The organism is Trujillonella humicola, from assembly GCF_046233715.1.
Taxonomy (GTDB): Bacteria; Actinomycetota; Actinomycetes; order Mycobacteriales; family Geodermatophilaceae; genus Trujillonella; species Trujillonella humicola.
On sequence record NZ_JBJNRJ010000070.1, the window covers coordinates 1 to 24,189 of the forward strand.

At 75.4% G+C, this 24,189-nt stretch carries 24 protein-coding genes; 6 read left to right on the top strand and 18 right to left on the bottom strand.

The genetic code is table 11. The features are described 5' to 3' along the window. Positions 1 to 214 precede the first annotated feature (214 nt). Positions 215 to 1,513: an amidohydrolase family protein gene (locus ACK586_RS22885; RefSeq protein WP_409332824.1), complete on the bottom strand. Its 1,299-nt coding sequence runs from the start codon at positions 1,511 to 1,513 to the stop codon at positions 215 to 217. Positions 1,514 to 1,593: 80 nt separating this feature from the next. On the opposite strand from ACK586_RS22885, the gene ACK586_RS22890 reads away from it, so the two are divergent. Genes ACK586_RS22890 through ACK586_RS22900 form a run of 3 tightly spaced genes read left to right on the top strand, consistent with a single transcriptional unit; the run spans position 1,594 to position 3,565 of the window. Next, positions 1,594 to 2,271, top strand: coding sequence for a DedA family protein (locus ACK586_RS22890; RefSeq protein ID WP_409332825.1), 678 nt, complete (start codon positions 1,594 to 1,596; stop codon positions 2,269 to 2,271). Then, on the top strand, positions 2,268 to 2,942 hold the full coding sequence (locus ACK586_RS22895) for an HAD-IA family hydrolase (RefSeq protein ID WP_409332826.1): 675 nt from the start codon (positions 2,268 to 2,270) through the stop codon (positions 2,940 to 2,942). Before ACK586_RS22890 ends, ACK586_RS22895 begins: the two co-directional genes overlap by 4 nt. Continuing rightward, positions 2,939 to 3,565: an alpha/beta hydrolase family protein gene (locus tag ACK586_RS22900; protein ID WP_409332827.1), complete on the top strand. Its 627-nt coding sequence runs from the start codon at positions 2,939 to 2,941 to the stop codon at positions 3,563 to 3,565. Before ACK586_RS22895 ends, ACK586_RS22900 begins: the two co-directional genes overlap by 4 nt. 67 nt (positions 3,566 to 3,632) lie before the next feature. Here ACK586_RS22900 and ACK586_RS22905 read toward each other — a convergent pair whose 3' ends face one another. The 8 genes from ACK586_RS22905 to ACK586_RS22940 all read right to left on the bottom strand — a co-directional run bounded on the left by ACK586_RS22905 (position 3,633) and on the right by ACK586_RS22940 (position 13,538). After that, positions 3,633 to 4,694, bottom strand: coding sequence for an SRPBCC family protein (locus ACK586_RS22905; RefSeq protein WP_409332828.1), 1,062 nt, complete (start codon positions 4,692 to 4,694; stop codon positions 3,633 to 3,635). Positions 4,695 to 4,790: 96 nt separating this feature from the next. Next, the gene (locus ACK586_RS22910) at positions 4,791 to 5,648 is read right to left on the bottom strand and encodes an FAD binding domain-containing protein (protein ID WP_409332829.1); all 858 of its coding nucleotides are present in this window, start codon (positions 5,646 to 5,648) and stop codon (positions 4,791 to 4,793) included. Next, positions 5,645 to 8,137 carry a xanthine dehydrogenase family protein molybdopterin-binding subunit gene (locus ACK586_RS22915; RefSeq protein ID WP_409332830.1) on the bottom strand — a complete coding sequence of 831 codons (2,493 nt, stop codon included), beginning with the start codon at positions 8,135 to 8,137 and terminating at the stop codon, positions 5,645 to 5,647. The genes ACK586_RS22910 and ACK586_RS22915 overlap by 4 nt, the downstream gene beginning before the upstream one ends. Further along, positions 8,134 to 8,625: a (2Fe-2S)-binding protein gene (locus tag ACK586_RS22920; RefSeq protein WP_409332831.1), complete on the bottom strand. Its 492-nt coding sequence runs from the start codon at positions 8,623 to 8,625 to the stop codon at positions 8,134 to 8,136. Before ACK586_RS22920 ends, ACK586_RS22915 begins: the two co-directional genes overlap by 4 nt. 202 nt (positions 8,626 to 8,827) lie before the next feature. After that, the gene (locus tag ACK586_RS22925; RefSeq protein WP_409332832.1) at positions 8,828 to 10,075 is read right to left on the bottom strand and encodes an MFS transporter; all 1,248 of its coding nucleotides are present in this window, start codon (positions 10,073 to 10,075) and stop codon (positions 8,828 to 8,830) included. A 64-nt stretch (positions 10,076 to 10,139) separates the two neighbouring features. Next, positions 10,140 to 11,453 (bottom strand): GAF domain-containing protein, encoded by a 1,314-nt coding sequence (locus ACK586_RS22930; RefSeq protein WP_409332833.1) that lies wholly within the window; start codon positions 11,451 to 11,453, stop codon positions 10,140 to 10,142. A gap of 79 nt (positions 11,454 to 11,532) precedes the next feature. Beyond that, the gene (gene mftF / locus ACK586_RS22935; RefSeq protein WP_409332847.1) at positions 11,533 to 13,056 is read right to left on the bottom strand and encodes a mycofactocin biosynthesis glycosyltransferase MftF; all 1,524 of its coding nucleotides are present in this window, start codon (positions 13,054 to 13,056) and stop codon (positions 11,533 to 11,535) included. Further along, positions 12,996 to 13,538 (bottom strand): cysteine hydrolase family protein, encoded by a 543-nt coding sequence (locus tag ACK586_RS22940; RefSeq protein ID WP_409332834.1) that lies wholly within the window; start codon positions 13,536 to 13,538, stop codon positions 12,996 to 12,998. The genes mftF and ACK586_RS22940 overlap by 61 nt, the downstream gene beginning before the upstream one ends. Before the next feature lie 85 nt (positions 13,539 to 13,623). Here ACK586_RS22940 and ACK586_RS22945 point away from each other — a divergent pair, with 85 nt between their 5' ends. Then, positions 13,624 to 14,625 carry an iron-siderophore ABC transporter substrate-binding protein gene (locus ACK586_RS22945; protein ID WP_409332835.1) on the top strand — a complete coding sequence of 334 codons (1,002 nt, stop codon included), beginning with the start codon at positions 13,624 to 13,626 and terminating at the stop codon, positions 14,623 to 14,625. Between the two features lie 65 nt (positions 14,626 to 14,690). Here ACK586_RS22945 and mftE read toward each other — a convergent pair whose 3' ends face one another. Continuing rightward, positions 14,691 to 15,389, bottom strand: a complete 699-nt coding sequence (mftE, locus tag ACK586_RS22950; protein ID WP_409332836.1) for a mycofactocin biosynthesis peptidyl-dipeptidase MftE — start codon at positions 15,387 to 15,389, stop codon at positions 14,691 to 14,693. A gap of 104 nt (positions 15,390 to 15,493) precedes the next feature. Beyond that, positions 15,494 to 16,786: a multidrug effflux MFS transporter gene (locus tag ACK586_RS22955; RefSeq protein ID WP_409332837.1), complete on the bottom strand. Its 1,293-nt coding sequence runs from the start codon at positions 16,784 to 16,786 to the stop codon at positions 15,494 to 15,496. 221 nt (positions 16,787 to 17,007) lie between these two features. Here ACK586_RS22955 and ACK586_RS22960 point away from each other — a divergent pair, with 221 nt between their 5' ends. Next, a complete protein-coding gene (locus tag ACK586_RS22960; RefSeq protein WP_409332838.1) occupies positions 17,008 to 17,487 on the top strand; it encodes a pyridoxamine 5'-phosphate oxidase family protein in 480 nt (159 codons plus the stop codon). Between the two features lie 42 nt (positions 17,488 to 17,529). Here ACK586_RS22960 and ACK586_RS22965 read toward each other — a convergent pair whose 3' ends face one another. From ACK586_RS22965 to mftA, 5 genes are all read right to left on the bottom strand, one after another. Continuing rightward, positions 17,530 to 18,360 carry a mycofactocin-coupled SDR family oxidoreductase gene (locus ACK586_RS22965; RefSeq protein ID WP_409332839.1) on the bottom strand — a complete coding sequence of 277 codons (831 nt, stop codon included), beginning with the start codon at positions 18,358 to 18,360 and terminating at the stop codon, positions 17,530 to 17,532. Between the two features lie 10 nt (positions 18,361 to 18,370). Further along, positions 18,371 to 19,225 (bottom strand): mycofactocin-coupled SDR family oxidoreductase, encoded by an 855-nt coding sequence (locus ACK586_RS22970; protein WP_409332840.1) that lies wholly within the window; start codon positions 19,223 to 19,225, stop codon positions 18,371 to 18,373. A 123-nt stretch (positions 19,226 to 19,348) separates the two neighbouring features. Next, positions 19,349 to 20,575 (bottom strand): mycofactocin radical SAM maturase, encoded by a 1,227-nt coding sequence (mftC, locus tag ACK586_RS22975; protein ID WP_409332841.1) that lies wholly within the window; start codon positions 20,573 to 20,575, stop codon positions 19,349 to 19,351. Beyond that, complete coding sequence (gene mftB / locus ACK586_RS22980) at positions 20,572 to 20,883, bottom strand: mycofactocin biosynthesis chaperone MftB (RefSeq protein WP_409332842.1); 312 nt, start codon at positions 20,881 to 20,883, stop codon at positions 20,572 to 20,574. The genes mftC and mftB overlap by 4 nt, the downstream gene beginning before the upstream one ends. 8 nt (positions 20,884 to 20,891) lie before the next feature. Beyond that, entirely contained in the window at positions 20,892 to 21,026 is a 135-nt protein-coding gene (mftA, locus tag ACK586_RS22985) for a mycofactocin precursor MftA (protein ID WP_409332843.1), read from the bottom strand. Between the two features lie 124 nt (positions 21,027 to 21,150). Here mftA and mftR point away from each other — a divergent pair, with 124 nt between their 5' ends. Then, the gene (gene mftR, locus ACK586_RS22990) at positions 21,151 to 21,747 is read left to right on the top strand and encodes a mycofactocin system transcriptional regulator (RefSeq protein WP_409332844.1); all 597 of its coding nucleotides are present in this window, start codon (positions 21,151 to 21,153) and stop codon (positions 21,745 to 21,747) included. 30 nt (positions 21,748 to 21,777) lie between these two features. On the opposite strand, the gene tatC is transcribed toward mftR, so the two are convergent. Together tatC and ACK586_RS23000 are read right to left on the bottom strand one after the other, a co-directional pair. Next, on the bottom strand, positions 21,778 to 22,584 hold the full coding sequence (gene tatC / locus ACK586_RS22995) for a twin-arginine translocase subunit TatC (protein ID WP_409332845.1): 807 nt from the start codon (positions 22,582 to 22,584) through the stop codon (positions 21,778 to 21,780). Between the two features lie 44 nt (positions 22,585 to 22,628). After that, a complete protein-coding gene (locus tag ACK586_RS23000) occupies positions 22,629 to 23,894 on the bottom strand; it encodes an LCP family protein (protein WP_409332846.1) in 1,266 nt (421 codons plus the stop codon). Positions 23,895 to 24,189 lie beyond the last annotated feature (295 nt).

The window sequence follows — 24,189 nt, forward strand, 5'->3', positions numbered from 1 at the left end:
GCTGCTCGGGCCGCTGCTGGCCGACCCCACCGTCGGCTACGTGAAGGGCTGCTACACCCGCCCGCTGGAGGTCGACGGGCTCAGCGAGCCGGCCGGGGGGGGGGGGGGGGGGGGGGGGGGGGGCGGCCCCCCCCCCCCCCCCCCCCCCCCCCGCCGCGGTATGCCGGCAATGCCGCGGCACCGGACCGCGGCCCGGCCGCGTGGCGCGCCGGTCTCAGGCGCCGGCGAGGCGGGCGGCGCGCTCGGCGACCTCTCCCCGCAGCTCCTCGGCGTCCACGGTCGTGACGACGCCGTCCGCGACCACCTGCCGGCCGCCCACCCAGACGTCGCGGACCAGCCGCGAGGCGCCCGACCAGACCAGGTGGGCGACGAGGTCGGCCGCCTCCCCGACCGGCTCGAAGGCCAGGTCGCGGGTGTCGACGTGCACCAGGTCGGCCCGCCGCCCGACCTCGACCTGGCCGAGGTCCGGGCGACCGATCGCGTCGGCCGAGGCCCCGGCGGCCAGCCACAGCGCCTCGGCGGCGGTCAGCGCCGTCGCCGAGGCCTCCCGGAGCCGGGCCAGGGCCGCGGCCAGCCGGGCGTCGGCGAGCAGGTCCAGGCCGTCGTTGGACGCCGGCCCGTCGGTGCCCAGCCCCACCCGGATGCCGCGGTCGAGCATCTCGCGCAGCCGGGCGACGCCGCTGGCCAGCTTGGCGTTGCTCGCCGGGCAGTGCGCCACGGCGACGTCGTACTCCTGCCACAGCTCCAGGTCGCCGTCGTCCATGTGCACGCAGTGGGCCGCCAGCACCCGGCCGCCGAGCACGTCGTGGGCGGCGAGCAGCGCGGGCACCGACAGCCCGTGAGCCGCCAGCAGGTCGGCGCCCTCGCCGGCGGTCTCGGCCACGTGCAGGTGCAGCAGCAGGCCGTGGTCGCGGGCCAGCGCGGCGGCCTTCCCGAGCAGCGGCAGCGGCACGGTGTAGGCGGCGTGCGGGCCGACGCCGTACTCCACCGTCCCGTCGCCCGGTGCGGCGGAGGCCAGGTCCACGGCCGCGGCGAGCTGCTCCTCCAGCGACGGCATGCCCGGCAGCGGGACCAGCGGCGCGGCGATCACGGCCCGGGCGCCCGTCCGACCCACCGCCGCGGCGATCCGCTCGGGCGAGAAGTACATCTCCACGCTGGTGGTCACGCCGGCCCGCAGCATCTCCGCCGAGGCGGCGGTCATGGCGATCTCGATGTCGTCACCGGTGAGCCGCGCCTCGCGCGGCCACATGACCTCGCGCAGCCACCGGTCCAGCGGCAGGCCCTCGCCCTGCCCGCGGAACAGCACCATCGGCGCGTGCGAGTGCGCGTTGACCAGCCCCGGCAGGATCAGCCCCGGGACGGCCACGACGTCGGCGTCGTCCGCGGGCGGCGCGTCGGCGGCCGACCCGACCCAGGTCACGAACCCGTCGACGACGTCGACCACCCCGTCGGTCACGACCGTGCCGGACCGGTCCCCCACCACGACCGCCCGGGCGGTGAATCGCTGGCGCATGCCGGCACGCTAGCCCCATCGGTCCCGCACGACCCGGCCACGTCCGGGCACCCGCCGGGGGGCGCCTCTACCGTGGGCGCATGTCCTTCCTCGCCGCCGCCGCCTCCGACAAGGGGGGGATCACCGGCTGGTTGCTCGACCTGGTGAACACCCTCGGCCCGGTCGGCGTCGGGCTGGCCATCCTGCTCGAGACGGTGATCCCGCCCATCCCGAGCGAGGCGGTCCTCGGGCTGGCCGGCGTGCTGATCAACGACGGCGAGATGAACTTCGTCGCCGTCGTCGCCTTCGCCACGCTCGGATCGCTGCTCGGCGCGGTCTTCTTCTACTCCATCGGGCGGGCCCTGGGCCCCCGGCGCTCGCACGCGTTCCTGGACCGGCTGCCGCTGGTGGAGACCGAGGACGTCGACCGGACCTTCGCCTGGTTCGAGCGGCACGGGCGCTCGGCGGTGTTCTTCGGTCGCATGGTGCCGATCGTGCGCAGCTTCATCTCGGTCCCGGCCGGCGTCGTGCGCATGCCCCTCCCGCAGTTCCTGCTGTACACCGCGGCGGGCAGCGCGATCTGGAACACCGTGCTGGTCAGCCTCGGCGTGTGGGCCGGGGACTTCATCCGGGACAACCTCAGGTACCTGGACTACGTCGTGGTCGCCGTCGTCGTCCTGGCCGTCGCCTGGTTCGTCTACAAGAAGACCACCGGCCGGTTCCGCCGTCCCCGGACGGCCGGCTCGCAGCTCCCGGCCGACGAGCGCGACCAGGCGTGAGCGCCCCCGCCCGCCCCGAGGTCGTCGCGTTCGACGTCAACGAGACCCTGCTCGACCTCGCGCCGCTGCGCGCCGGGCTGGTCGAGCACGGCCTGCCGGGGGACCTCCTGGCGACGGTCTTCGCCCGCACCCTGCTCACCGGGTTCGCGGCGGCGGCCGCCGGCACCTGGTGCCGTTTCCGGGACGCCTTCGACGCCGCCCTCGCCCAGCTCACGGACCTCCCGGCCGAGGACCGCCGCCGCCTGGCCGACACCTTCCTCGAGCTCGGCCCGCACCCGGACGTCGAGCCGGCCCTGCGCCGCCTGGTCGAGGCCGGGGTCCGGGTGGTCACGCTGACCCACGGCTCCCCCGGCGTCACCGAGGCCGGCCTCGAGCGCGGCGGCATCACGCCCCTGGTGGAGCGGACGCTGTCCAGCGAGCTCATCCGGGCGTGGAAGCCCGACCGCGCCGTGTACCTGTGGGCGGCGGGTGCGTGCGACGTGGAGCCCGCGCGGATGGCCCTGGTCGCCGCGCACGGCTGGGACGTGCACGGCGCCGTCCGGGCCGGGCTGACCGGCGTCTGGTTCCCCCGCGCCGAGCGCAGCTACCCGGCGGTCTACGACCCGGCCGCGATCGTCGCAGCGGACCTGGCCGGCGCGGTCGACGCGCTGCTCGCCCTGCCCGCCGCATGACCGAGGTCCCCACCCCGCTCGGCCCGGCCCGGGTGCGTGCCGACGAGCCCGCGGGCGCCCCGCACGGCACGCTGCTGCTCGGTCACGGCGCCGGCGGGGGCGTGGAGTCCGCCGACCTGGTCGCCGTGACCCGCGACCTCGTGGCCGCCGGCTGGCGGGTCCTGCGGATCGAGCAGCCCTGGCGGGTGGCCGGCAAGCGGATCGCCCCGGCTCCGGCCCGGCTCGACGAGGGCTGGACGGCGGTCCTCAGCGCGCTCCACGAGCAGGACCGTCTCGCCGGTCCGGTGGTGTTCGGCGGCCGGAGCGCCGGTGCGCGGGTCGCCTGCCGGACGGCGGCGCCCCTCGGGGCCGACGGCGTGCTCGCGCTGGCCTTCCCGCTGCACCCGCCGGGCCGGCCGGAGAAGAGCCGCGCGGACGAGCTCACCGCCGTCGAGGTGCCGCTGGTGGTCGTGCAGGGCGAGACCGACGCCTTCGGCGCACCGGCCGCCGTCGCCGCCACGCTGGCCGGCCGGGCGACCGCCTCGGTCTACGCGGTGCCCGGCGACCACTCGCTGCGGAAGAACCCCGACGTCGTCGCCGCCGCCGCGCTGGCCTGGCTGGACGAGGTCCACCCCCGGGCGTGACGCGAGATCTGCACACTCGTCACCATCAGCGGCCGATGGCGACGAGTGTGCAGATCTCGTCGAGGGGTCAGCGGTGTCGGCGGCGGCGGATGACCAGGCTGATCACGAACAGCAGCGCCGCGACACCGGCCAGCGGCTTGGCGTAGCGGGTGAGCGCCGCGCCGCCGGCCACCTCCAGCAGGTCGATCGGCTCGGGCTCGGCGACCGGCGGCCGCAGCGTGGCCGGCGAGCTCTTCGCCGGCCCCCCGGTGGCCGGCCGGCCGGGCGGTGCCGTCGGGCCCGACGGCGGCGCGCTCGGGCGGACGGGGGCGTCGGAGGCCCCGGGCACCCGGTCGGCCAGCGTCGCGTCCGGCGGCGGGGTGTCGGCCGCGACCGGCATCGGCGCGGTGTCGGTGGCCGCGGGCGCGGTGTCGCCCGCCTTGGGAGCCGCCTTCTTCGCCGGTGCCTTCTTCGCCGGGGCGGTCGTGCCCGCAGCCGCGTCGCTCGCCGCGGCCGCCGTCTTCCTGGCCGCGGTGCCGGCCTTGCGCACGGTCTCGGCGGCCACGTTGTCGCCCGGCGTCTGCTCCACCGACGCCGCGACCTCCTCGGCCGCCCCGGCCACCGTCTGCGCCGCACCCGCCGCGGCTCCGGCGACGGTGGGCTCCTGCTGCTGGGCGGCGGCGGCCTGGTCGACCGCCCCCTCGTCACCGGAGGCCAGCTGGGCGGCGAGCTTGTCGGCGAACTGCCCCAGCAGCTTGTTGCCGACGTCGGTCATCACGCCCCGGCCGAACTGGGCGGGGCGGCCGGTGATGTTCAGGTCGGTGAGGACGTCGACGCGGGTCACCGACCCCTCCTCGGCCAGCGTCGCGGTGACCACCGCGGCCGCCGTGCCGTTGCCCCGCTGGTCCTTGCCGCGCGCGTCGATGACCGCCCGGTGGGCCGCCTCGTCCTTCTCGACGAACGACGCCTTGCCCTGGTAGGTGAGGTTGATCGGGCCGAGCTTGACCTTGACCCGACCGGTGAAGTCGTCGCCCGTGACGGAGTCCAGCGCCGCGCCGGGCATACACGGGGCGATGCGCTCGATGTCCAGCAGGACCCGCCAGGCCTCGTCGACGGGGACCGGGACGGTGAACGAGTTCTCCAGCTGCACGGGTGCGACCTCCTGACGGTGGTCGGCCCGGCCGGCCTTCCGCTGCGGGAGGGACGGCCGAGCCGACGAACGCGGTTCTCGGCGTGGTGACGAACGCTACAGCCCGGCAGCGGCGGAGACGGCCCTCCGGGTCAGCACCTGCGCGAGGTGCTCGCGGTAGTCGGCCTGGGCGTTGAGGTCGCTGCTGGGGCTGGTCCCCTCCGCCGCCTGGCGGGCGGCCGCGGCGATGGCCTCCGCGGTCGCGTCGGCCCCGGCCAGCGCCTGCTCGGCCGCCCGTGCCCGCAGGGGGGTCGGGCCCATGTTGGTCAGCCCGATCCGCGCCTCGGCGATGTGCCCGTCCTCCCGGCGCACCGCCGCGGCCACCGCCACGATCGACCAGGCCTGCGCCACGCGGTTGAACTTCTCGTAGCGCATCCCCCACTGCCCGGTCAGCTTCGGCACCCGGACCTCGACGAGCAGCTCCCCCTCCTCCAGGGCGGTGGTGAGGTAGTCGACGAAGAAGTCCGCAGCGGGCACCGTCCGCCGTCCGTTCGGCCCGGCGATCACGAACTCGGCGTCCAGCGCCAGCGCGACCGCCGGCAGGTCGCCGGCCGGGTCGGCGTGCGCCAGGGCGCCGCCGAAGGTCCCGCGGTGGCGCACCTGCCGGTCGGCCACCGTCTCGGTCGCCTCGGCGATCAGCGGCGCGTACTGCCCGATCAGCGGGTCCTTGACGATGTCGGCGTGGGTGGTCATGGCGCCGATGACGAGGGAGTCGCCGTCCTCCCGGACGCCGCGCAGCTCGTCCACCCGGGACAGGTCCACCACCGTCTCCGGCGCGGCCAGCCGCAGCCGCATGACCGGGATGAGCGACTGCCCGCCGGCGAGGATCTTGACGTCCTCACCGCCGGAGGCGATCGCCTGCAGCGCCTCGTCGACGGTCGTCGGCCGGGCGTACTGGAACGGGGCGGGGATCACCGGTCACCTCCGAGCGAGGACTGAGGGGTGGAGACACCGGCGGTGGACTCCGTCTGCGCCCCGCCGTAGGCGTTGGTGCCGGCGGTGGCCCGCGCCCCGCCGTCCCCGCCCTCGTGGAGGGCCCGCCACACCCGTTCCGGGGTCAGCGGCATGAGGATGTCGGACACGCCCAGGTGCCGGACGGCGTCCAGCGCGGCGTTGACCACGGCCGGGGTGCTGGCGATGCACCCGGCCTCGCCCACGCCCTTCGCCCCGATCGGGTTGCCCGGTGCCGCGTGCACGGTGTTGGCCGTGTCGAAGTGCGGCAGGTCGGCGGCCGAGGGCACCAGGTAGTCGACGAACGAGCCGGTGGTCAGGTTGCCGTCGGCGTCGTAGACCGCCTCCTCGTACAGGGCCTGCGCGATGCCCTGGGCCAGGCCGCCGTGGATCTGCCCCTCGACGATCAGCGGGTTGACGACGGTGCCGACGTCGTCCACGCAGGCGTACTTGCGGATCTTCACCATCCCGGTGTCGGTGTCGACCTCCATGGCGCACACGTGCGTGCCGTGGGGGAAGGAGAAGTTGACCGGGTCGAAGGTCGCCTCCGCGTCGATGGAGGGCTCGACGTCCTCGGGGTAGTTGTGCGCGGCGAAGACCGCGAGCGCGATCTCCTGGATGCCCAGCGACGCGCCCGGGGTGCCGCGGACGGAGAACTTCCCGTCGGCGAACTCCAGGTCGTCCTCGCTGGCCTCCAGCAGGTGGGCGGCCACCTTCCGCGCCTTGGCCACCACCTTCTCCGCGGCCTTCACGACCGCGGTGCCGCCCACGACCAGCGACCGCGAGCCGTAGGTGTCCATGCCCTTCGGCGCGACGGCGGTGTCGCCGTGCAGCACCTCGACGTCGTCGAACGGCACCCCGAGGGAGTCGGCGACCAGCTGGCTCCACGCCGTCTCGTGGCCCTGGCCGTGCGGCGTCGAGCCGGTGACGACCTCGACCTTGCCGGTGGGGAGCATCCGGATGGACGCCGACTCCCAGCCGCCCGCGCCGTAGGACAGCGAGCCGAGCACCCGGGAGGGGGCCAGGCCGCACATCTCGGTGAAGGTGGAGAAGCCGATGCCCAGCTGCACGGGGTCGCCCGACTCCCGGCGGCGGCGCTGCTCCTCGCGCAGCTCGTCGTAGCCGAGCAGCTCGAGCGCCTTCTCGGTGGCCGCGTCGTAGTCGCCGCTGTCGTACTCGAGACCGGCGACCGTGGTGAAGGGGAACTCCTCGGCCTTGATCCAGTTCTTGCGGCGCAGCTCGAGGGGGTCCATGCCGAGCTCGACGGCGAGCTCGTCCATGATCCGCTCGACGGCGAACGTGGCCTCGGGCCGGCCGGCGCCGCGGTAGGCGTCGGTGGGCACCTTGTTGGTGAAGACGCCGTCGCACTCGAAGCGGTAGGCCGGGAACTTGTAGATGCCCGGGAACATGAACGCACCGAGCGCCGGGACGCCGGGGGTGATGAGCCGCAGGTAGGCGCCCATGTCGGCCAGAAGCCGCACCCGGAGGCCCTTGATGTTGCCCTCGCGGTCGCTGGCGATGTCGACGAACTGCACCTGGCCGCGGCCGTGGTGGGCCGCCATCAGCGACTCGCTGCGGGTCTCGGTCCACTTGACCGGCTTGCCCAGCTTCCGGGCCAGCAGGAGGGCGAGCACCTCCTCCGGGTTGACCTGCAGCTTGCCGCCGAAGCCGCCGCCCACGTCGGGGGCGACGATGCGCAGCTTGTGCTCGGGCACGCCGGTCACCATGGCGAGCATGACCCGCAGCACGTGCGGGATCTGGGTGGCCGACCACATCGTGATGTTGTCGCCCTGCGGCTGCACGACCACCGACCGCGGCTCCATGAAGGCCGGGATCAGCCGCTGCTGGACGAGCCGCCGGCTGACGACCACCTCGGCGTCGGCGAACGCCTGCTCGGTGTCGGCGCCCGTGCCGGCCTCGCCGGCGTCGAAGACGAAGTGGTAGCTGGTGTTGGACTCCAGCTGGTCGTGCACCCTGGGCGCACCGTCGGCGACCGCCGCCTCCAGGTCGAGGACCGGCTCCAGCAGCTCGTAGTCGACGTCGACCAGCTCGACGGCGTCGGTGGCCGCGGCCTTGCTCCGGCCGACGACGATCGCGACGGCCTCCCCGACGTGGTTGACCTGGTCGACGGCGATGGACGGGTGGCCCGGGTTGACCATGTCCGGCGTCACCGGCCAGGCGCAGGGGATCGAGCCCTGCTCCTCGGCGAGGTCGCGGCCGGTGAACACGGCCACGACGTTGGGCGCCTGCTGCGCGGCGGTGACGTCGATCCCGGTGATCCGCGCGTGCGCGACGGGGCTGCGCACGATCGCCAGGTGCAGCATGCCGGGCAGGACCATGTTGTCGGTCCAGGTGGTCCGGCCGGTGATCAGCCGGGCGTCCTCCTTGCGCCGGCGGGGCTGGCCGACCTCCTTGGCCGGCGCCAGCGTCGCGGCGTCCTCGGTGACCGTCATGCCTGCGCCCCCGCCGTCTCGGACCCGGACATCTCGCCGGCGGCCTGCTGCACCGCCCGGACGATGTTCTGGTAGCCGGTGCACCGGCAGAGGTTGCCCTCGATGCCCTCGCGGATCTCGGTCTCGCTGGGGCTCGGGTTCTCCTGGAGCAGGTCGATCGAGGCCATGATCATCCCCGGGGTGCAGAACCCGCACTGCAGGCCGTGCATCTCGTGGAAGGCCTTCTGCACCGGGTGCAGCGCGCCGTCGCGGCCCACCCCCTCGATGGTGGTGATCTCGCAGCCGTCGGCCTGGACGGCGAACACGGTGCAGGACTTCACGGACTCGCCGTCCAGGTGCACGGTGCACGCACCGCAGTTGCTCGTGTCGCAACCGACCACGGTGCCGACCTTGCCGAGGTTCTCGCGCAGGTAGTGCACGAGCAGTGTCCGCGGTTCGACGTCGTCGCTGTACGACGCTCCGTCGACCTTCACGTTGATGGACGTCACCAAGATCCTCCGCTTCGTTGCAGGACTCGACGTCGCGCCGGCGGGGCCGGTCGCATGGCTGGAGTCTCGCAACGGCGGAGTGACTCAGGACACCCTCACCTCACGTCCGCCCTGGACCGGCCACCGCGTGCCGGGCGTCTGCGCTGGTCAGAGCGCAGGGAGCAACGTTGCAGCGCAGTTGCAGTGGACGGCTGGGTGCCGCTCAGGCGACGGTGGTGGCGTCCGTCGCCGACCGGCGCTCGGAGCGGGCGAGCACCCCGGACACGGCCAGCACCGCCAGCCCGACGACCGCCAGGCCGGCGCCCACCAGCGACGGCGCGGTGTACCCGGCGCCCGCGGCGATGACCAGGCCGCCGAGCCAGGCGCCGAGGGCGTTGGCGGCGTTCAGGGCGGAGTGGTTCATCGCGGCGCCGAGCATGCGCGCGTCGGCGGCCACCTCCATCAGCCGCAGCTGGAGGCAGACGACGAGCACCGACGAGGCGATCGCGACCAGCAGGACGGCCGCGAAGAGCGTCGACCCGCGCTGGGCGGCCGCCGGCATGATCCCCAGCAGCGCGCCCATCGCGACCGCGCCGCCGACCAGCGACGGGAACAGCGCGCGGTCGGCGAGCCGGCCGCCCAGGACCGTCCCGGCCACCATGCCGACGCCGAAGGTGAACAGCACCCACGGGACCGCGCCGCGGGACAGGCCGGTGACCTCGGTGGTGAGCGGGGCGATGTAGCTGTACAGCGCGAACATCCCGCCGAACCCGACGACGCCGACGACGAGCGTCAGCAGCACCTGCGGCCGGCGCAGGGCGCCGAGCTCGGTGGCGATCGACGCGCCCGGCGCCGCGGGCATCCGCGGGACGACGGCGACGACCGCGGAGACGGTGAGGACCGCGAGCACGACCACGGCCCAGTAGGCCGCCCGCCAGCCGAGCTGCTGGCCCAGCCAGGTGGCGGCGGGCACCCCGACGACGTTGGCGACCGACAGGCCGAGCATGACGGAGCTGACCGCCCGTCCCCGCTGCTCGGGGACGACGAGCGAGGCGGCCACGAGCGAGGCCACGCCGAAGTAGGCACCGTGCGGCAGGCCGCTGACGAAACGGGCCAGCAGCAGCGAGCCGCTGCCCGCGGCGAGCGCGCTGAGCGCGTTGCCCACGAGGAAGGCGACCATCAACCCGACGAGCAGCCCGCGCCGGGGCAGCCGCGCGCCCAGCGCGGCGATGACCGGCGCGCCCACGACCACCCCGAGGGCGTAGGCGGAGATCACGTGCCCGGCGCTCGGGATGCTCACCGAGACCCCGTCGGCGATGTCGGGCAGCAGGCCCATCGTCACGAACTCCGTCGTGCCGATCGCGAAGCCGCCGACGGCCAGCGCGGCGATCGCGGCGACCACCCGGCGCGTCCCCGGCAGGGCCGGCTCCCGGACGGGGAGGTCGGCGGCCGCGGAGACGTCGGTGGTCACGTGCACAGGCCAATGCCGCTCCCCGGCACGGCATTCCCGGTGTGCCCCGCGTCGCGCCCGGCGGTCAGGTGGGACGCACGGCGGGGCGCGCGGTCCGGCGCAGCCGCCCGAGGTGGGCGGCCACCGCGGCGCGGCGCGCGGAGCCGGTCGGCAGCAGCTCCAGGCAGGTCTGCCACAGCACGACGTCGCCCTGGGCCTCGGGGAGGCGGCCGTAGCGCAGCAGCAGCTCGGGCCGGCGGCCGGCGAGGACCGCGCCGCGCAGCCGCGCGGCCAACCGGTCGCGCGCCGCGGTCACCCCCGGCGCGGTCGAGCGGGGCAGCACCCCGCCGGAGTAGCGCTCCAGCGCCTCGGGGACGGCGCCGAGGTCGAGCAGGCGGCGCACCCGGTCGAGATCGGTGTCCAGCCGGCCGACCAGCCGGTAGGGCCGCGAGCCGATGAGCTGGGCGCCGACCAGGCGCCGCAGCCGGGAGAGCTCGGCCCGCACGGTGACGACGGCGGCGTCCCCCCCGTGGCACTCGGCCGCGAGCTGCTCCGCCGTCCGCCCCTCGGCGGCGGCCTCGGCCAGCAGCACCAGCAGCTCGGAGTGGCGCAGCGACAGCTGCACCGGGCCCGCGGGCAGCACCAGCCGCGCCCGGTCGCGCCCGAGGACCTCCAGCCGCGGGACGGGCCGCGGTGCCGGTGGCGGCGGCGCCGAGGTCTCGAGGGAGGCACGGTGCAGCCAGCGCAGCTCGGACTCGACGGCGGCGACGGCGGCGCGCACGAGCGTGAGCACCTGCGGGCTGGCCACGTGGTCGCCCCCGGTGACGTCGATCGCGCCCAGCAGCTCGCCGGTCAGCGGGTGGTGCACCGGCGCCGCCGAGCAGCTCCAGGGCTGCACCGGGCGGCGGTAGTGCTCGCTGCCGTAGATCTGGACGGCGTGGTCGAGGGCCAGCGCGGTGCCCGGCGCGTTCGTGCCGGCGACCTCCTCGGACCAGCGGGCCCCCTCGACGAAGTTCATCCCGGCCGCCCGGGAGCGCAGCCGCGCGTCGCCCTCGACCCACAGCATCCGGCCGGCCGCGTCGGTGACCGCGACGATCATGCGGTCGGCCTCGGCGTCCTCCACCAGCAGGCGGCGGATGACCGGCAGCACCGGCGCCAGCGGGTGGGCGGCGCGGTGGGCCTCGAGGTCGTCGTCGAGGAGGTCGACGGGCGGCGCGACGCCGTCGGGGTCCACGCCGCTGCCCAGGCTCCGCCGCCAGGACTCCCAGACGACCGGGCGCACCGGTGCCGGGTGCCGCGCACCGGAGGTGACCAGCGCCTCGTGGGCGGCGCGCAGCCGGCGGGTGAGCGCCGGATCGGGTCGCCCCTCGGGCAGGGCGAGCCACGGGGACGCGGTCACCGTCTCGGACCAGGGAAGTGGCTCATGTCACGCCCATCGTGACCGCTCGGCGGCCATCGCACCAGGGCACCGGCCCTGCTCAAGGCCGCAGGGGTCGCGCCGGCAGCAGCGCCCGCGGGCTGCGCAGCCGGAGGGCACCGGCCCACAGCCCGGCTCCGTAGGCGACGTCCTCGGCCCGGCGGGCGGCGAGGAAGGTCACCGGCCCCACGCGGTCGCGGTGCGGCCACCAGGCGGCCAGCCCGTCGGCCAGTGCCACCGCAGCGAGCAGCCGCCGGGCGCCGGGCGAGACCAGCGCGGCGGCGGCCGACACCGGCCAGTGGTGGCGGGTCGCCGCGCGGGCGAGGGTGCGCGCCGCCGTCGCCGTCCCGCGCAGGACCAGCACCGCGGCGAGCCCGGCCGGGGGGCGGCGGCCCGGGACGGCCAGCCGGCGCCCCAGCCGCGCCGCCTCGCCGGCGAGGACGGCGGCGGCCGCCAGCCGTCCCGGCGTCCGCCCGGCCACGGCCAGCCCGATCGCCGCGGCCGCCCAGCCGGAGACGACGACGGGCGCCACCGCGGTGCCGTGCCGCCGGGCCAGCAGCGCGGCGCCGGTGCCGTAGAAGGCCCGGCGGCGCAGCCAGCGCCCGGCCCCCGCGGGGTGGTCGTGGGCCACCTCCGCGGCCGGCTCGTAGCGGACCCGCCAGCCGGCCGCGGCCAGCCGCCAGACCAGGTCGACGTCCTCGGCCACCCGCATCGACTCGTCGAAGCCGGCGCCCAGCGCCTCCCGCCGGGTCAGCAGCGCGGCGCTGGGCACGTAGGAAACCGCGGCGAGCGGGCGGACGGCGGCCGGCCGGGGCCCCATGTCCAGGGCGCTGACCGCCGCCTCGTACGCCGCCAGCCGCCCGTGCGGGGTCGCCCGAGGGCGCTTCCCGCCCTCGACAGACGTCGTTCCCAGGGCGACGACACGGGGGGCGACCAGGGCCAGCCGCGGGTCGCCGAGGTGGCGGCGCAGCGCGGGCAGCCAGCCGGGCCGGGGGACGCAGTCGGAGTCGAGGAAGGCCACCAGCGGGGTCCGGGCGGCCCGCAGGCCCGTGTTGCGCGCGGCCGCCGGGCCGCGGGACACGGTGCTGCGCAGCACCTGCGCGCCCGCGGCGGCGGCGACCGCGGCCAGCGCCCCGGCGTCGGCCGAGCCGTCGTCCACCACGAGCACCGGGACGCCGGCGGTGTCGGGGTCCGCCCGCAGGCCGGCGAGCAACCGGCGGACGCCCTCGGTGCGGTCCCGCACGGGGACGACGACGGTGACCGCCGTGCCGGGGTCCGGCAGCGCGGTGAGGTCGGGGTGGGCGAGCCCGGTGTCGAGCAGGCGGCCGGCCAGGGCCGCCGCGGCGGCCCCCGCGACGACCAGCCGGTCGCCAGCCAGGAGCTCGACGGCCCGCGGCCGCAGCCGCACCATGCGCAGCGGCGCGCCGCCCAGCAGCGCCGTCCCGCCGTCGCGCCGGCGCGTCGCGGGGTCGAACCGGACGACCCACCCGTCGGGCAGCCGCCCGTCCGGCGGCGGGGGGAGGTTCAGGCCCCGCCGCCCAGCACCTCGGCGGTGCGCACGACCTCCACCAGCGGGGAGTAGCAGCCGAGGATCCGCAGGGTGTCCTCGTGCGCCTCGTCGTCGGCGCCGGCGCAGGCGTCGGCGACCACCCGCACCGGGACGCCGGCGTCGGCGGCGGGCAGCACGGTGGAGAGCACGCAGCAGTCGGTGGCCACGCCCGCGACGGTCAGCGGTCCCTCACCGACGATGCCGGCGAGCTCCGGACCCCACTTGCCGAAGGTGGTCGCGTCGAGCACCCGCGCGCACCCCGGGTCCTCGGCCAGCGCGAAGAGCGGGTGGTCGGGCGGCTGCAGGGCGAAGTCGTACTTCGCGTAGTACGTGGCCCAGGCGCCACGGGGCTCCCCGGGGGCGACGAACCGGGTGAAGACGGCGCGGTCCCCGAAGGCTGCGGCCAGCCGGCGCACGTTCGGGCGGATCTCGTCGAAGCGCGGCGCCGTCCACGGCGAGTCCGGATCGCGGAACACCTGCTGCAGGTCGACGACGACAAGCCACCCCTCGGGACGCACCGGCCGAGCCTAACGAGGCCCGTGATCCGGCTGTGACCCCACGATGCTTAGGTGAGGCTCACCTAGCCGATCCGAGGAGAGCAGCATGTCGTCCCGAACCCCGCTCCGCGCGGCCGCCCTGCTGGCCGCGGCCACCCTCGTCCTCGCCGGTTGCGGCGACGACGACACCGACACGCAGTCCGGTGGGGACGGCGGCTCGCCGTCCGCCGGCGGCGCCTTCCCCGTCACCGTCGAGACCGCGTTCGGCGACGTCACGATCGAGGAGGAGCCCACCCGGGTGGTCGCCCTGGGCTGGTCGGACGCCGAGACCGCGCTCGCGCTCGGCGTGCAGCCGGTCGGCGCGAGCGACTGGCTCGGCGTCGGCGGGGACGACGGGCTGGGCGACTGGGTCGAGCAGTCCTACGACGAGGCGCCCGAGCTCATCGAGACGCTCGAGCCCAGCTACGAGGCGATCGCGGCCCTGGAGCCGGACCTGATCCTCGACACCCGGTCCTCCGGCGACCAGGACCGCTACGACACCCTCAGCGCGATCGCCCCCACCATCGGCCAGCCCGACGGCGTCGGTCCGTACCAGACGACGTGGCAGCAGCAGCTCGAGATGGTCGGGCAGGCCCTCGGGAAGAGCGACGAGGCCGCCGCGCTCCAGGACGAGGTGGAGCAGGCCTTCGCCGACGCCGCTGCCGAGCACCCCGAGTTCGCCGGCACCGAGGTCGCCGTCGGCGCCTTCACCTCCGAGGGCTTCGGCGCCTACGTCAGCGGCGACTCCCGCGTGCAGTTCATGGAGCAGCTGGGCTTCGTGAACAAGGAGGAGATCGAGGCCCAGGCCACCGAGAACTTCTTCGTCCCGGTCAGCGAGGAGCAGTTGTCGCTGCTGGACGCCGAGCTCACCGTCGTCTTCCCCATCTTCGTGGAGGCCTCGGAGTTCACCTCGAACCCGCTGTGGACCGCCCTGCCCTCGGTGCAGGAGGGGCGCGCCGTGGTCCTGGACGACCTCACGCTGCTCAACGCGTTCTCCAGCGCGTCGGCGCCGGGCCTGCGGTACGCCCTCGACGGCACCGTCCCGCTGTTCGCCGACGCGCTCGGCTGACCGTCGCCCCCGGGGCATAGGAAGCTCTACCCACGTCTGCGCCGCCGGGACGTGCGTCTAGCTTCCTATGCCCCGCGCAGCCGGCCCGCCGGGTCGACCTGCCAGGCGGCAGCCGCGGCGACCAGCCGGTCGGCCATCCCCGCCAGCAGTGCCGCACCCTCCGCCGCGCTCGCGCCGGCCGGGTCCCCCAGGACGCCGTTGGCGCTGACCGCGCGCACGCCCTCGGCGCGCAACCGCGGGAGCAGCTCGCCGATCGGGGCCGTGTCCCCCGCCTCGGCCCGCTCCCCGCGGACCCACCGCGGTTCCACGTGCAACACCAGCGACGTCTCGGTGCGCCCCGCGTGGGCGTCGCCCCCCGGCACCCCGCAGGGCCACCACGCGACGTCGCGTCCCTCCGTCCGCAGCAGCGTGCCCGCCGCCCGCAGCGCGTCGAGGTTCCCGCCGTTGCCGTTGACCAGCAGCACCCGGCCGGCCCAGCGGCACGCCGACCGGCCGTACTCCACGAGCAACCCGGTGAGCGCCTCCGTGCCCAGCGAGACGGTGCCCGGGAAGTCCTCGTGCTCACCGCTGGCGCCGTAGGCCAGCGCAGGGGCGAGCAGCGCCGACTCGATCCGGTCGACCGCCGCGTCGGCGACCGCCCCCGCGACGGCGGTGTCGGTGATCAGCGGCAGGTGCGGGCCGTGCTGCTCCACGGCACCCAGCGGCACCAGCAGCAGCGCCGACTCGGGCAGATCGGGCCAGGTCGCGGCGGCAAGGGAGCGCACCCGGGAACCCTAGTGAGGGTGGCGCGCCCGAGTGCCCGGCGGTCGGCCGCGGGTGCAGGGTCCCGCCGCGAGCGTGCGAGCGGCGGGGGTACCGGGGTCCTCCGTCAGTGCGCGACGACGAGGACGTCCTCGTCGTCCTCGCTCGGGTCGGGCAGCGCCCACGGCCGCACGAGCCACACGAGGAGCGCGACAGCGAGCGCCAGAGCTGCGACGACGACCACGCCCATCGCCACCGCGTCGTTGCCGAGGACGCCGACCAGCGGGGCGACCGCCGCACCGACGCCGAACTGCACGGCACCGAGCAGCGCGGCGGCGGTACCGGCGGCCTCGCCGTGCCGGGAGAGCGCGAGCGCCGGGGCGTTGGGCAGCCCCATGCCGACGGCGAACAGCACGGCGCACATGGGAAGGGCGACCGCCCAGATGCTGCCGGTGTCGAGGACGGCGAGGACGACGAGCAGCAGGCCGGCGAGCGCGCCGCCCACCGTTGACGCCAGGAGCACCTGCCCGGTGGACCACCGCTTCAGGAGCACCGGGTTGAGCTGGGTGGCGACGATGAGCCAGACGGCGCCGGCGCCGAACAGCAGGCCGAACTGCTGCTCGTCGAGGCCGAACTGGTCCTGGTACACGAAGGCGGCGCCGGAGACGTAGCTGAACAGCCCCGCGATGACCAGGCCGCCGACGAGCACCAGCCCGACGAACACCCGGTCGGCGAACAGGCCGCGGTAGCTGCGCAGCGTGCTCCGCACGCCGACGGGCACCCGCCGGGCCGGCGGCAGCGTCTCCCGCAGCGCGAACCAGCCGACGACGATCATCAGCAGCCCGTAGGCGGCCAGGACGGCGAAGACCCCGCGCCAGGAGGTGAAGCGCAGCACCTCTCCGCCCAGCGTGGGCGCGAGCACCGGGAACGCGCCGATGACCAGCATGATCCGCGAGATCATCGTGGCCGCCGCCCGGCCGTCGTAGAGGTCGCGGATCACCGCCATCGCCACGACCATGCCGGCGGCGGTGCCGACGCCCTGGAGCACTCGCAGCGATCCGAGGACGGCGACGGTGGGCGCGACGAGCACCAGCAGCGAGGCGACGACGTGCAACGCCGTCCCCAGCAGCAGCGGGAGGCGCCGGCCGACGGCGTCCGACAGCGGGCCGATGACGATCTGCCCCAGCCCCATCCCGACCAGCGTTCCGGTCAGCGTCAGCTGCACCGCCGCCGACGTCGTCATCAGGTCGTCGGCGATCGTCGGCAGCGCCGGCAGGTACATGTCGATGGTGAGCGGGCCGAGGGCGACGAAGGCGCCGAGGGTGAGCGCGGTGCGGGCCATGCTCGGCGGTGCCGCCGCAGCGGGAGCCGAAGGGGCCGGGGCAGCGGTGCCCTCCGGCCGGTCGTGCGTCGTCGTCACGCGGGCGCTCCTGTGTCCGGGTCGGTTCCCGGCGGCGCGCCACCGGCTCGTCAGGGCCCAAGGGGGCGGGCTGCCCCGGCATTCCCGGTCGCCGCGCGTCGCCGCGCCACTTGTCGTATGCCTTTCGGTTGTCCCCCGACCTCTCTATCAGGCGCTCGGCCGGGTGTCACGCCGCGACGCGGCGGGCAGGAGGGGCGGACGCCAACCACCGGAGGACGGGCATGAGCACCGAGGACACCCGCAAGGTCGCCGAGCTGATCAAGGGGGAGCGCTTCGGCTTCCTCACCACCACGACGCCGACCGGCACCCTGACCAGCCGGCCGATGACGCTGCAGGAGGTGGAGTTCGACGGCGACCTGTGGTTCTTCGCCGAGCGCAGCGCCGACTGGCTCGGCCACATCCGCAGCTCGCCCCAGGTCAACGTGGGCGTCGGCTCGGGCGGGACCTGGGTGTCGCTGACCGGCTCGGCGAGCGTGGTCGACGACGTGGCGAAGAAGAAGGAGCTGTGGAACGGCGGCGCCGAGGCCTGGCTGCCCCAGGGCCCCGAGGACCCCTCCGTCGTCCTGGTCAAGGTCGACGGCGACACGGCGGAGTACTGGGACAGCCCCGGCGGCCGCCTGGCCACCGCCTTCAGCTTCGTGAAGGCCAAGGCGACCGGTCAGCGCATCGACTCCGGCGAGAACGAGGTCGTCGACCTCTGAGCCGCGACGGCGGCGGGCCGCACCACGGCCCGCCGCCCGCCCTCACTTGGTCGTGTAGCCGGCGTCCACCGGCAGCATCACGCCGGTGATGTACCGGGCCTCGTCGGAGACGAGGAACAGCACCGCGTTGCTGATGTCCCGCGGCTCGACCCACGGCACCGGCAGCGCGTTGGTCGTCGCGAAGACCGGCTCCGCGCTCTCGCGGCTGGGGTTCGGGTCGTCGGGCAGGAACAGGCCCCACGTCTTCGGGTTCTGGATCATGGGCGTGTCCACGCCGGTGGGGTGGACGGAGTTGACCCGGATCGACTGCGCGGCGAACTCGTTGGCCAGCGTCCGCATGATGCCGACGACGCCGTGCTTGGCCGCCGTGTAGTGGATCGTGTTCGGCGTCCCCTTGATGCCGGCCGTCGAGCTCGTGAGCACGATCGACCCGCCCTGCTCCAGCAGGTGCGGCAGCGCGGCCCGGCAGGTGTTCCACACGCCGGTGAGGTTGATGTCGATCATCTCCTGCCAGGCGTCGTCGGTGAGCTCGAGCGCCGGCTGGATCTCGAAGACGCCGGCGTTGGCCAGCACGATGTCCAGCCGCCCCAGCTGGGCGACGCCGTCGGAGACGGCCGCCTCGAGCGCCGCCCGATCGCGCACGTCGGCCTTCGTGGCGACGATCCGCCGGTCCAGCGCCTCGACCTGCCGGACCGTCTCGGCGAGGTCCTCCTCCGTGGCGGGCGGGTACATCTCGATCGACGGCACCGGGCCGCAGAGGTCGACGGCGATGATGTCGGCGCCCTCCTCCGCCAACCGCAGCGCGTGGCTGCGTCCCTGCCCGCGCGCCGCCCCCGTGATGAACGCGACCTTTCCCTGCACCCGTCCTGCCATGCGTCTCCTCCTACTTCGCCGTGAATCCCGCGTCGACCGGCAGGGTCACGCCGGTGACGTAACGCGCGTCGTCGCTGACCAGCCAGACGATCGCGTTGCTGATGTCCACCGCCTCGATCATCTCGACGGGCAGCAGGTTGGTCATCGCGCCGGCGATGGTCGGGTCCTCCTCCAGCCACCGCTGCATGAAGTCGTTGACGACCATGGGGGTGTTCACGCCGGTCGGGTGGACGGTGTTCACCCGGATGCGGTGCTGCGCCAGCGTGTTGGCGAAGGTGCGCATCAGCCCGACCACGCCGTGCTTGGCCGCCGTGTAGCCCTGCCCGCCCGGGGAGTCCCCGCCGATGCCCTTGAGCCCGGCCGTGGAGCTGGTGATCACGATCGCGCCGCCGTCGCCCTGCTCGACCATCACCGGCGTCGCGGCGCGCACGGTGTTCCAGACCCCGGTCAGGTTGACGTCGACGACGTCGGCGAACTCCTGCGCGGCGTTCGCCTCACCACCCATCGGGGCGATGCCGGCGTTGGCCAGCACGATGTCGAGGCGGCCGAGCTCGGCGACGCCGTCCTGCACCGCGCGCTCGAGTGCGGCGAGGTCGCGGACGTCGGCGACGCTCGCCACGATCCGCCGGTCGAGGGCCTCGACCTCCCGCACCGTCTGGTCCAGGTCCTCCCGGGTGGCCATCGGGTAGGGGACGGTGTCGATCTGGGCGCACAGGTCGACGGCGATGACGTCGGCGCCCTCCTGCGCGAGCCGGACCGCGTGGCTGCGCCCCTGCCCCCGGGCGGCTCCGGTGATGAACGCGACCTTGCCCTCGAGCTTGCCCATCGCATCCCCCTCGGCGTCGTCGACCGTGACCTGGACCACACGCTAGGGGGGCGTACCCGGTCCTGACCAGCGGGCGGGCGTGGTGGGCTGCGCGCTCGCCCACCCGGCGGAGCCGCGGGCGAGGTGGTGTCGTGCACGCACCCGCGGCGCCCCGCCGGAGGACTACTGCATGCCCGCCAGCGGGGACTCGTCGCACAGCTTGGCCGGGATCGACGGGATGCCCAGCAGGGTCGGCTGACCGCGGACGGGGCCGGTGTGCGAGTGGTCGAGGTGGCTCTTCGGCTTGACGGTGTCCTGGCCGCGGGCGGCGAGGAGCGGCTCGGCGTGGCCCTGCACGCACTCGGGGTCGGGGCCGTCCAGGGGCAGGCCGGTGAAGAACTTGGCCGCCATGCACCCTCCGCGGCAGGCGTCGAAGTGCGCGCACTTCGTGCAGGCGCCGCCGGTCTGCGGGGAGCGCAGGTCCTGGAACAGGTCCGAGGTCTGCCAGACCCGCTGGAACCCGCCCTCGTCGCGGACGTTGCCGGCCAGGAAGTCCTCGTGGATGGCGAACGGGCAGGCGTAGACGTCCCCCACCGGGTCGATCAGGCAGACCACGCGCCCGGCGCCGCAGAGGTTCAGCCCCGGCAGGGCCTCGCCGTACGCGGACAGGTGGAAGAACGAGTCGCCGGTGAGCACGCGGTCGCCGTTGGCGAGCAGCCACGAGTAGAGCTCGCGCTGCTGGGCCTGGGTGGGGTGCAGCTCGTCCCACACGTCGGCGCCCCGGCCGGAGGGCCGCAGCCGGGTGATCCGCAGCTGGGCGCCGTAGCGGTCGGTGAGGGCCCGGAAGTCGTCGAGCTGGCCGGCGTTCTCCCGGGTGACGACGACGGAGACCTTGAAGTCCTTCATCCCGGCCTCGGCCAGGTTCTCCAGGGCTCGGGTGGCGGTGGCGAAGGAGCCGGTGCCGCGGACCCGGTCGTTGACCTCGGCGGTGGCCCCGTCGAGGGAGATCTGCACGTCGACGTAGTCGGTGGCGGCCAGCTGGGCGGCACGGGCCCGGTCGAGCTTCACGCCGTTGGTGGAGAACTTCACGCCGACCTGGTGGTCGACCGCGTAGTCGAGCAGGTGCCAGAAGTCCGGGCGGACGGTGGGCTCCCCGCCGCCGACGTTGACGTAGAAGACCTGCATCCGCTGCAGCTCGTCGATGACGCCCTCGGCCTCCGCGGTGGAGAGCTCCCGCGGATCGCGGCGGCCCGAGGACGACAGGCAGTGCACGCACGCCAGGTTGCAGGCGTAGGTGAGCTCCCAGGTCAGGCAGATCGGGGCGTCGAGGCCGTACTCGAACTGGTCGACGAGGCGGCCACCGACGGGCCGCTCGGGCGCGACGGGACGGGAGGGGAGGACGGCGGTCATGCGGGCAGCTCCCTGCGTTCGATCATCTGCGAGCGGGCGAGATCGGCCAGCGCCTTCACGTAGGCGGGGCGCTGGGCCTCGGGCACCGAGCAGGCGGCGAGCGTGGCGGTCACGCTCGGGTGCTGCTCCAGCGCCTCGACGACGCCGACCAGCAGCTTCGACTTCAGGAACGACAGCTTGCGGTTCCCGAAGTGGTAGACCAGCGCCCCGAAGGGCTCCGGGCGCATGGCCACCGACCGGGCCCGCTGCCACGGCAGCTCCGGGTCGAACGGGGGGTCACCCACGACAGCGGGCTCGGCGGTGGTCACGGGCCGGCTCAGTAGACGCCGCACATCCCGTCGATGGAGACCTCCTCGACCAGGGTCTCCTCGACCATCGCCTCCTCGGCGGCAGCCCCGTCGACGGCGGCAAGGGTCTCGGTCTCGGTGCTGACGATGGCCTGCTCGGGCATGACGCCTCCTGGGATGGGTGACCTGGGTCGCTCCGGACGCTAGTGACACCGGGTGCCACAAGCAACCGGGTGAACCGAGGTGGCGGTCGTTCCCGCGGCGGACGCCCCGGTCCAGGATGGAGCCGTGACCGCCGTCCCGGCCGACCTGCGCGCCGACACCCGCGCGCGCCTGGAGCGGGTCGCGCTCGAGCTCTTCACCGCGGAGGGCTTCGAGCGGGTGACCGCCGACGAGATCGCCGAGGCGGCGGGGATCAGCCGGCGCACGTTCTTCCGCTGGTTCCCCACGAAGGCCGACGCGGTGTGGGGCGACTTCACCGGCCACGTCGACCGGCTCGAGGCCCGCCTCGCGGCGACCGCGCCCGACCAGCCGGTGCTGGCGTCGATCTGCGCGGCCTACCTCGAGGTCAACGACTACCCGCCGGACCAGCTGCCGGTGCTGCGCCAGCGCATGCGGCTCATCCTCGGCGAGCCGGCGCTGCTGGCCCACTCCCAGCTGCGCTACGCCGACGTCGACCGGGCCGTGGCCGCGCACGTCGCCCGCCGGACCGGGGTCGACCCGGCCGGGCTGGTTCCCCGGCTGGTCGCGACGAGCACGCGGGCCGCGGCGACCACGGCCTTCGAGGTGTGGCTGGACGGCGGCACCCCGCTCGCCGACGGCCTGCGCCGCGCCTTCGACGAGCTCTCCGCCGGTTTCCCCGCGCTGCTGGGCGCGCGGCGATAGCGCCGCGCCGCGCCGCGCCTGCCGGGCCGCTCAGGTCGGCGGGCCGGCGGGTTCCAGGCGCGAGGGCTCGTCGTCGTCGGCGGCATCGGCGTGCGCGGCCGCGCGGCGGTCCCGCCGCCGGTCGACGACCCGGGCGACCTGGATCACGACCTCGAACAGCACGCACATCGGCAGCGCCAGGACGACCAACGTGAGCGGGTCCGGCGGCGTCAGCAGCGCCGCGACGACCAGGGACAGGAAGAAGATCCAGCGGCGCGCGGCGGCGAGGGCCCGGTGGGACAGCACCCCGGCGAGGTTCAGGCAGCCGGCGAGCAGCGGCAGCTGCAGCGTCACGGCGAAGGCGAGCAGCACGGTGGTCACGTACCGCAGGTAGTCCCGGGCGGTCAGGGCGACGACCACGCCGTCGCCGGCCATGCCCAGCAGGAACCGCAGGCCCGTGGCCAGCACGGCGTAGGCCAGGACGACGCCGGCGGCGGCCAGCACCGAGGCCGCGAGGACGAAGCCGACGGCCCAGCGCCGCTCGTGCCGCCGCATCCCGGGGGCGAGGAACGCCCACAGCTGCCCCGACCACACCGGCGCAGCGAGGACCGCGCCCGCGATCAGGCTCACCTGGAGCCGGACCAGCGCGCCACCGAAGACGTCGGTCACGAGCAGGCCGCAGTCACCGGCGTCGTCGCCGTAGCGCAGGTCCGGCGGCAGGCCGCAGTACGGCGCCCGCACCAGCTCCCCCAGGCCGTGCTCGTACCACCAGAAGCAGACCGCCGTCGCCACCACCACCGCCGCCAGCGACACCGCGACCCGGCGGCGCAGCTCGCGCAGGTGCTCGGTGAGCGGCATGGTCGCGTCCCGGCCCGCCCGCCGCGCCCGGCCCCGCCGGCCCCTCACCGGATGCAGCCGGTGTCGTCGGCGGTGTGCCGGTCCCGGCCCTCGACCGCGCGTGGGTCGGCCGGGCCCGGCCCGGCCTCGGCGCCGTCCCCCCGCTGCGGGTCCGGCTGCGGATCCGGCTGCGGGTCCGGCTGCGGGTCCGGCTGGGCGGCGTCCAGGCCGCGGAAGAAGTCGTGCAGCTGGTCCTGGTCGACGAGCCGGAGGATGTAGCGGCCGCGCTCGTCCCGGTCGTCCCCGACGTAGGGGATGGTCTGGAACTCGACCCGGGAGACGTCGACCGACTGCAGCTGCGCGGCGACGGCGAAGAGGTCCAGCTCCCGGTCCACGGTGACCGACGAGGCGGCGGCCCGGACCAGGCGGCGCTGGGCCCCGAGGTCCAGCAGCACCTCCTCGGAGAGGATCGAGCGGAGCATCCCCGCGATGAACGCCTGCTGGCGGACGATCCGGTCGAAGTCGCCGCGGGGGAGCCCGTAGCGCTGGCGCACGAACGCGAGCGCCTGCTCGCCCTGGACGGTCTGGACGCCGGCCGGCAGGTCGATGCCCGAGTACTCGTCCTGCACCGGCTCGCACAGGTTCACCTCGACCCCGCCGACCACGTCCGACAGCTCGAGGAAGCCGAGCAGGTCGACCGAGGCGTAGTGGTCGACCTGGACCCCGGTCAGCCGGCTGACCGTGCGGACCAGGAGCTGGGCGCCGCCGGCCTCCCGCTCGGCCGTCGTCGCACCGTCCGGGGGGTCGAGCAAGTACCCGTAGGCGTAGGCCGCGTTCAGCTTGTCCCAGCCGTGGCCCGGGATGTCGACCCAGGAGTCCCGCGGCAGGGAGACGAACGAGGCCCGGGAGCCGTCCGCCGGCACGTGCACCAGCATCATCGTGTCGGTGTTCATGACCTCGACCTCACCGGCGCCGAGCCCGGGGAGCCGGTCCTCGTCGGCGGAGGCCCGGCTGTCGCTGCCGACCAGCAGGAGCGTGAAGGCCTCGCCGTCCCCCTGCACCGCCTCCAGCCCCTCGTTGCCGGTGGCCGGCAGCGCGTCGGTGCGCAGCAGGGAGTCTTCGGCCAGCTGACCGAGGTGCCACGCCCAGCCCGTCGTCGCCAGCAGCGTTGCCGAGAGCACCCCGGCGACCGCGCGGGCCGCCCACACCACCCGGAGACGGCGGAGGGCGCCGGCCGGCCGTCGGCGGGGTGCCCCGCCCGCCGGCCGGCCGAGCCGCGGGTCCAGCCGCGCGGGGAGCGGCCCGTCGCCGCGCCGGCGGGGACCGCTCACGCCGTGCGTCCGGAGCGCGAGGGGCCGGGACGGCCGGTGCGGTCGCAGTGCATCGTGGCGACGGTAGGCAGGACGAGGCGGCCGGCCGCCACCCCGGCGGGGCATCGACACGGGACCGTCATCCGGCCGCCGCGCCCACCCCGGCCGGGTCCCGCTGCGGCCCCCGCCGCCGGACCGGGCCGGCGGGGCGGCCGCGTCGGGATGCTCCTATGGATCGTCAAGCGGCCGAGGCGAGGTTTTCGGTGGGTGTTGTCGGTCGTAGGACGTAGTAGAGCTCGCGAGCGATCATGCGCTT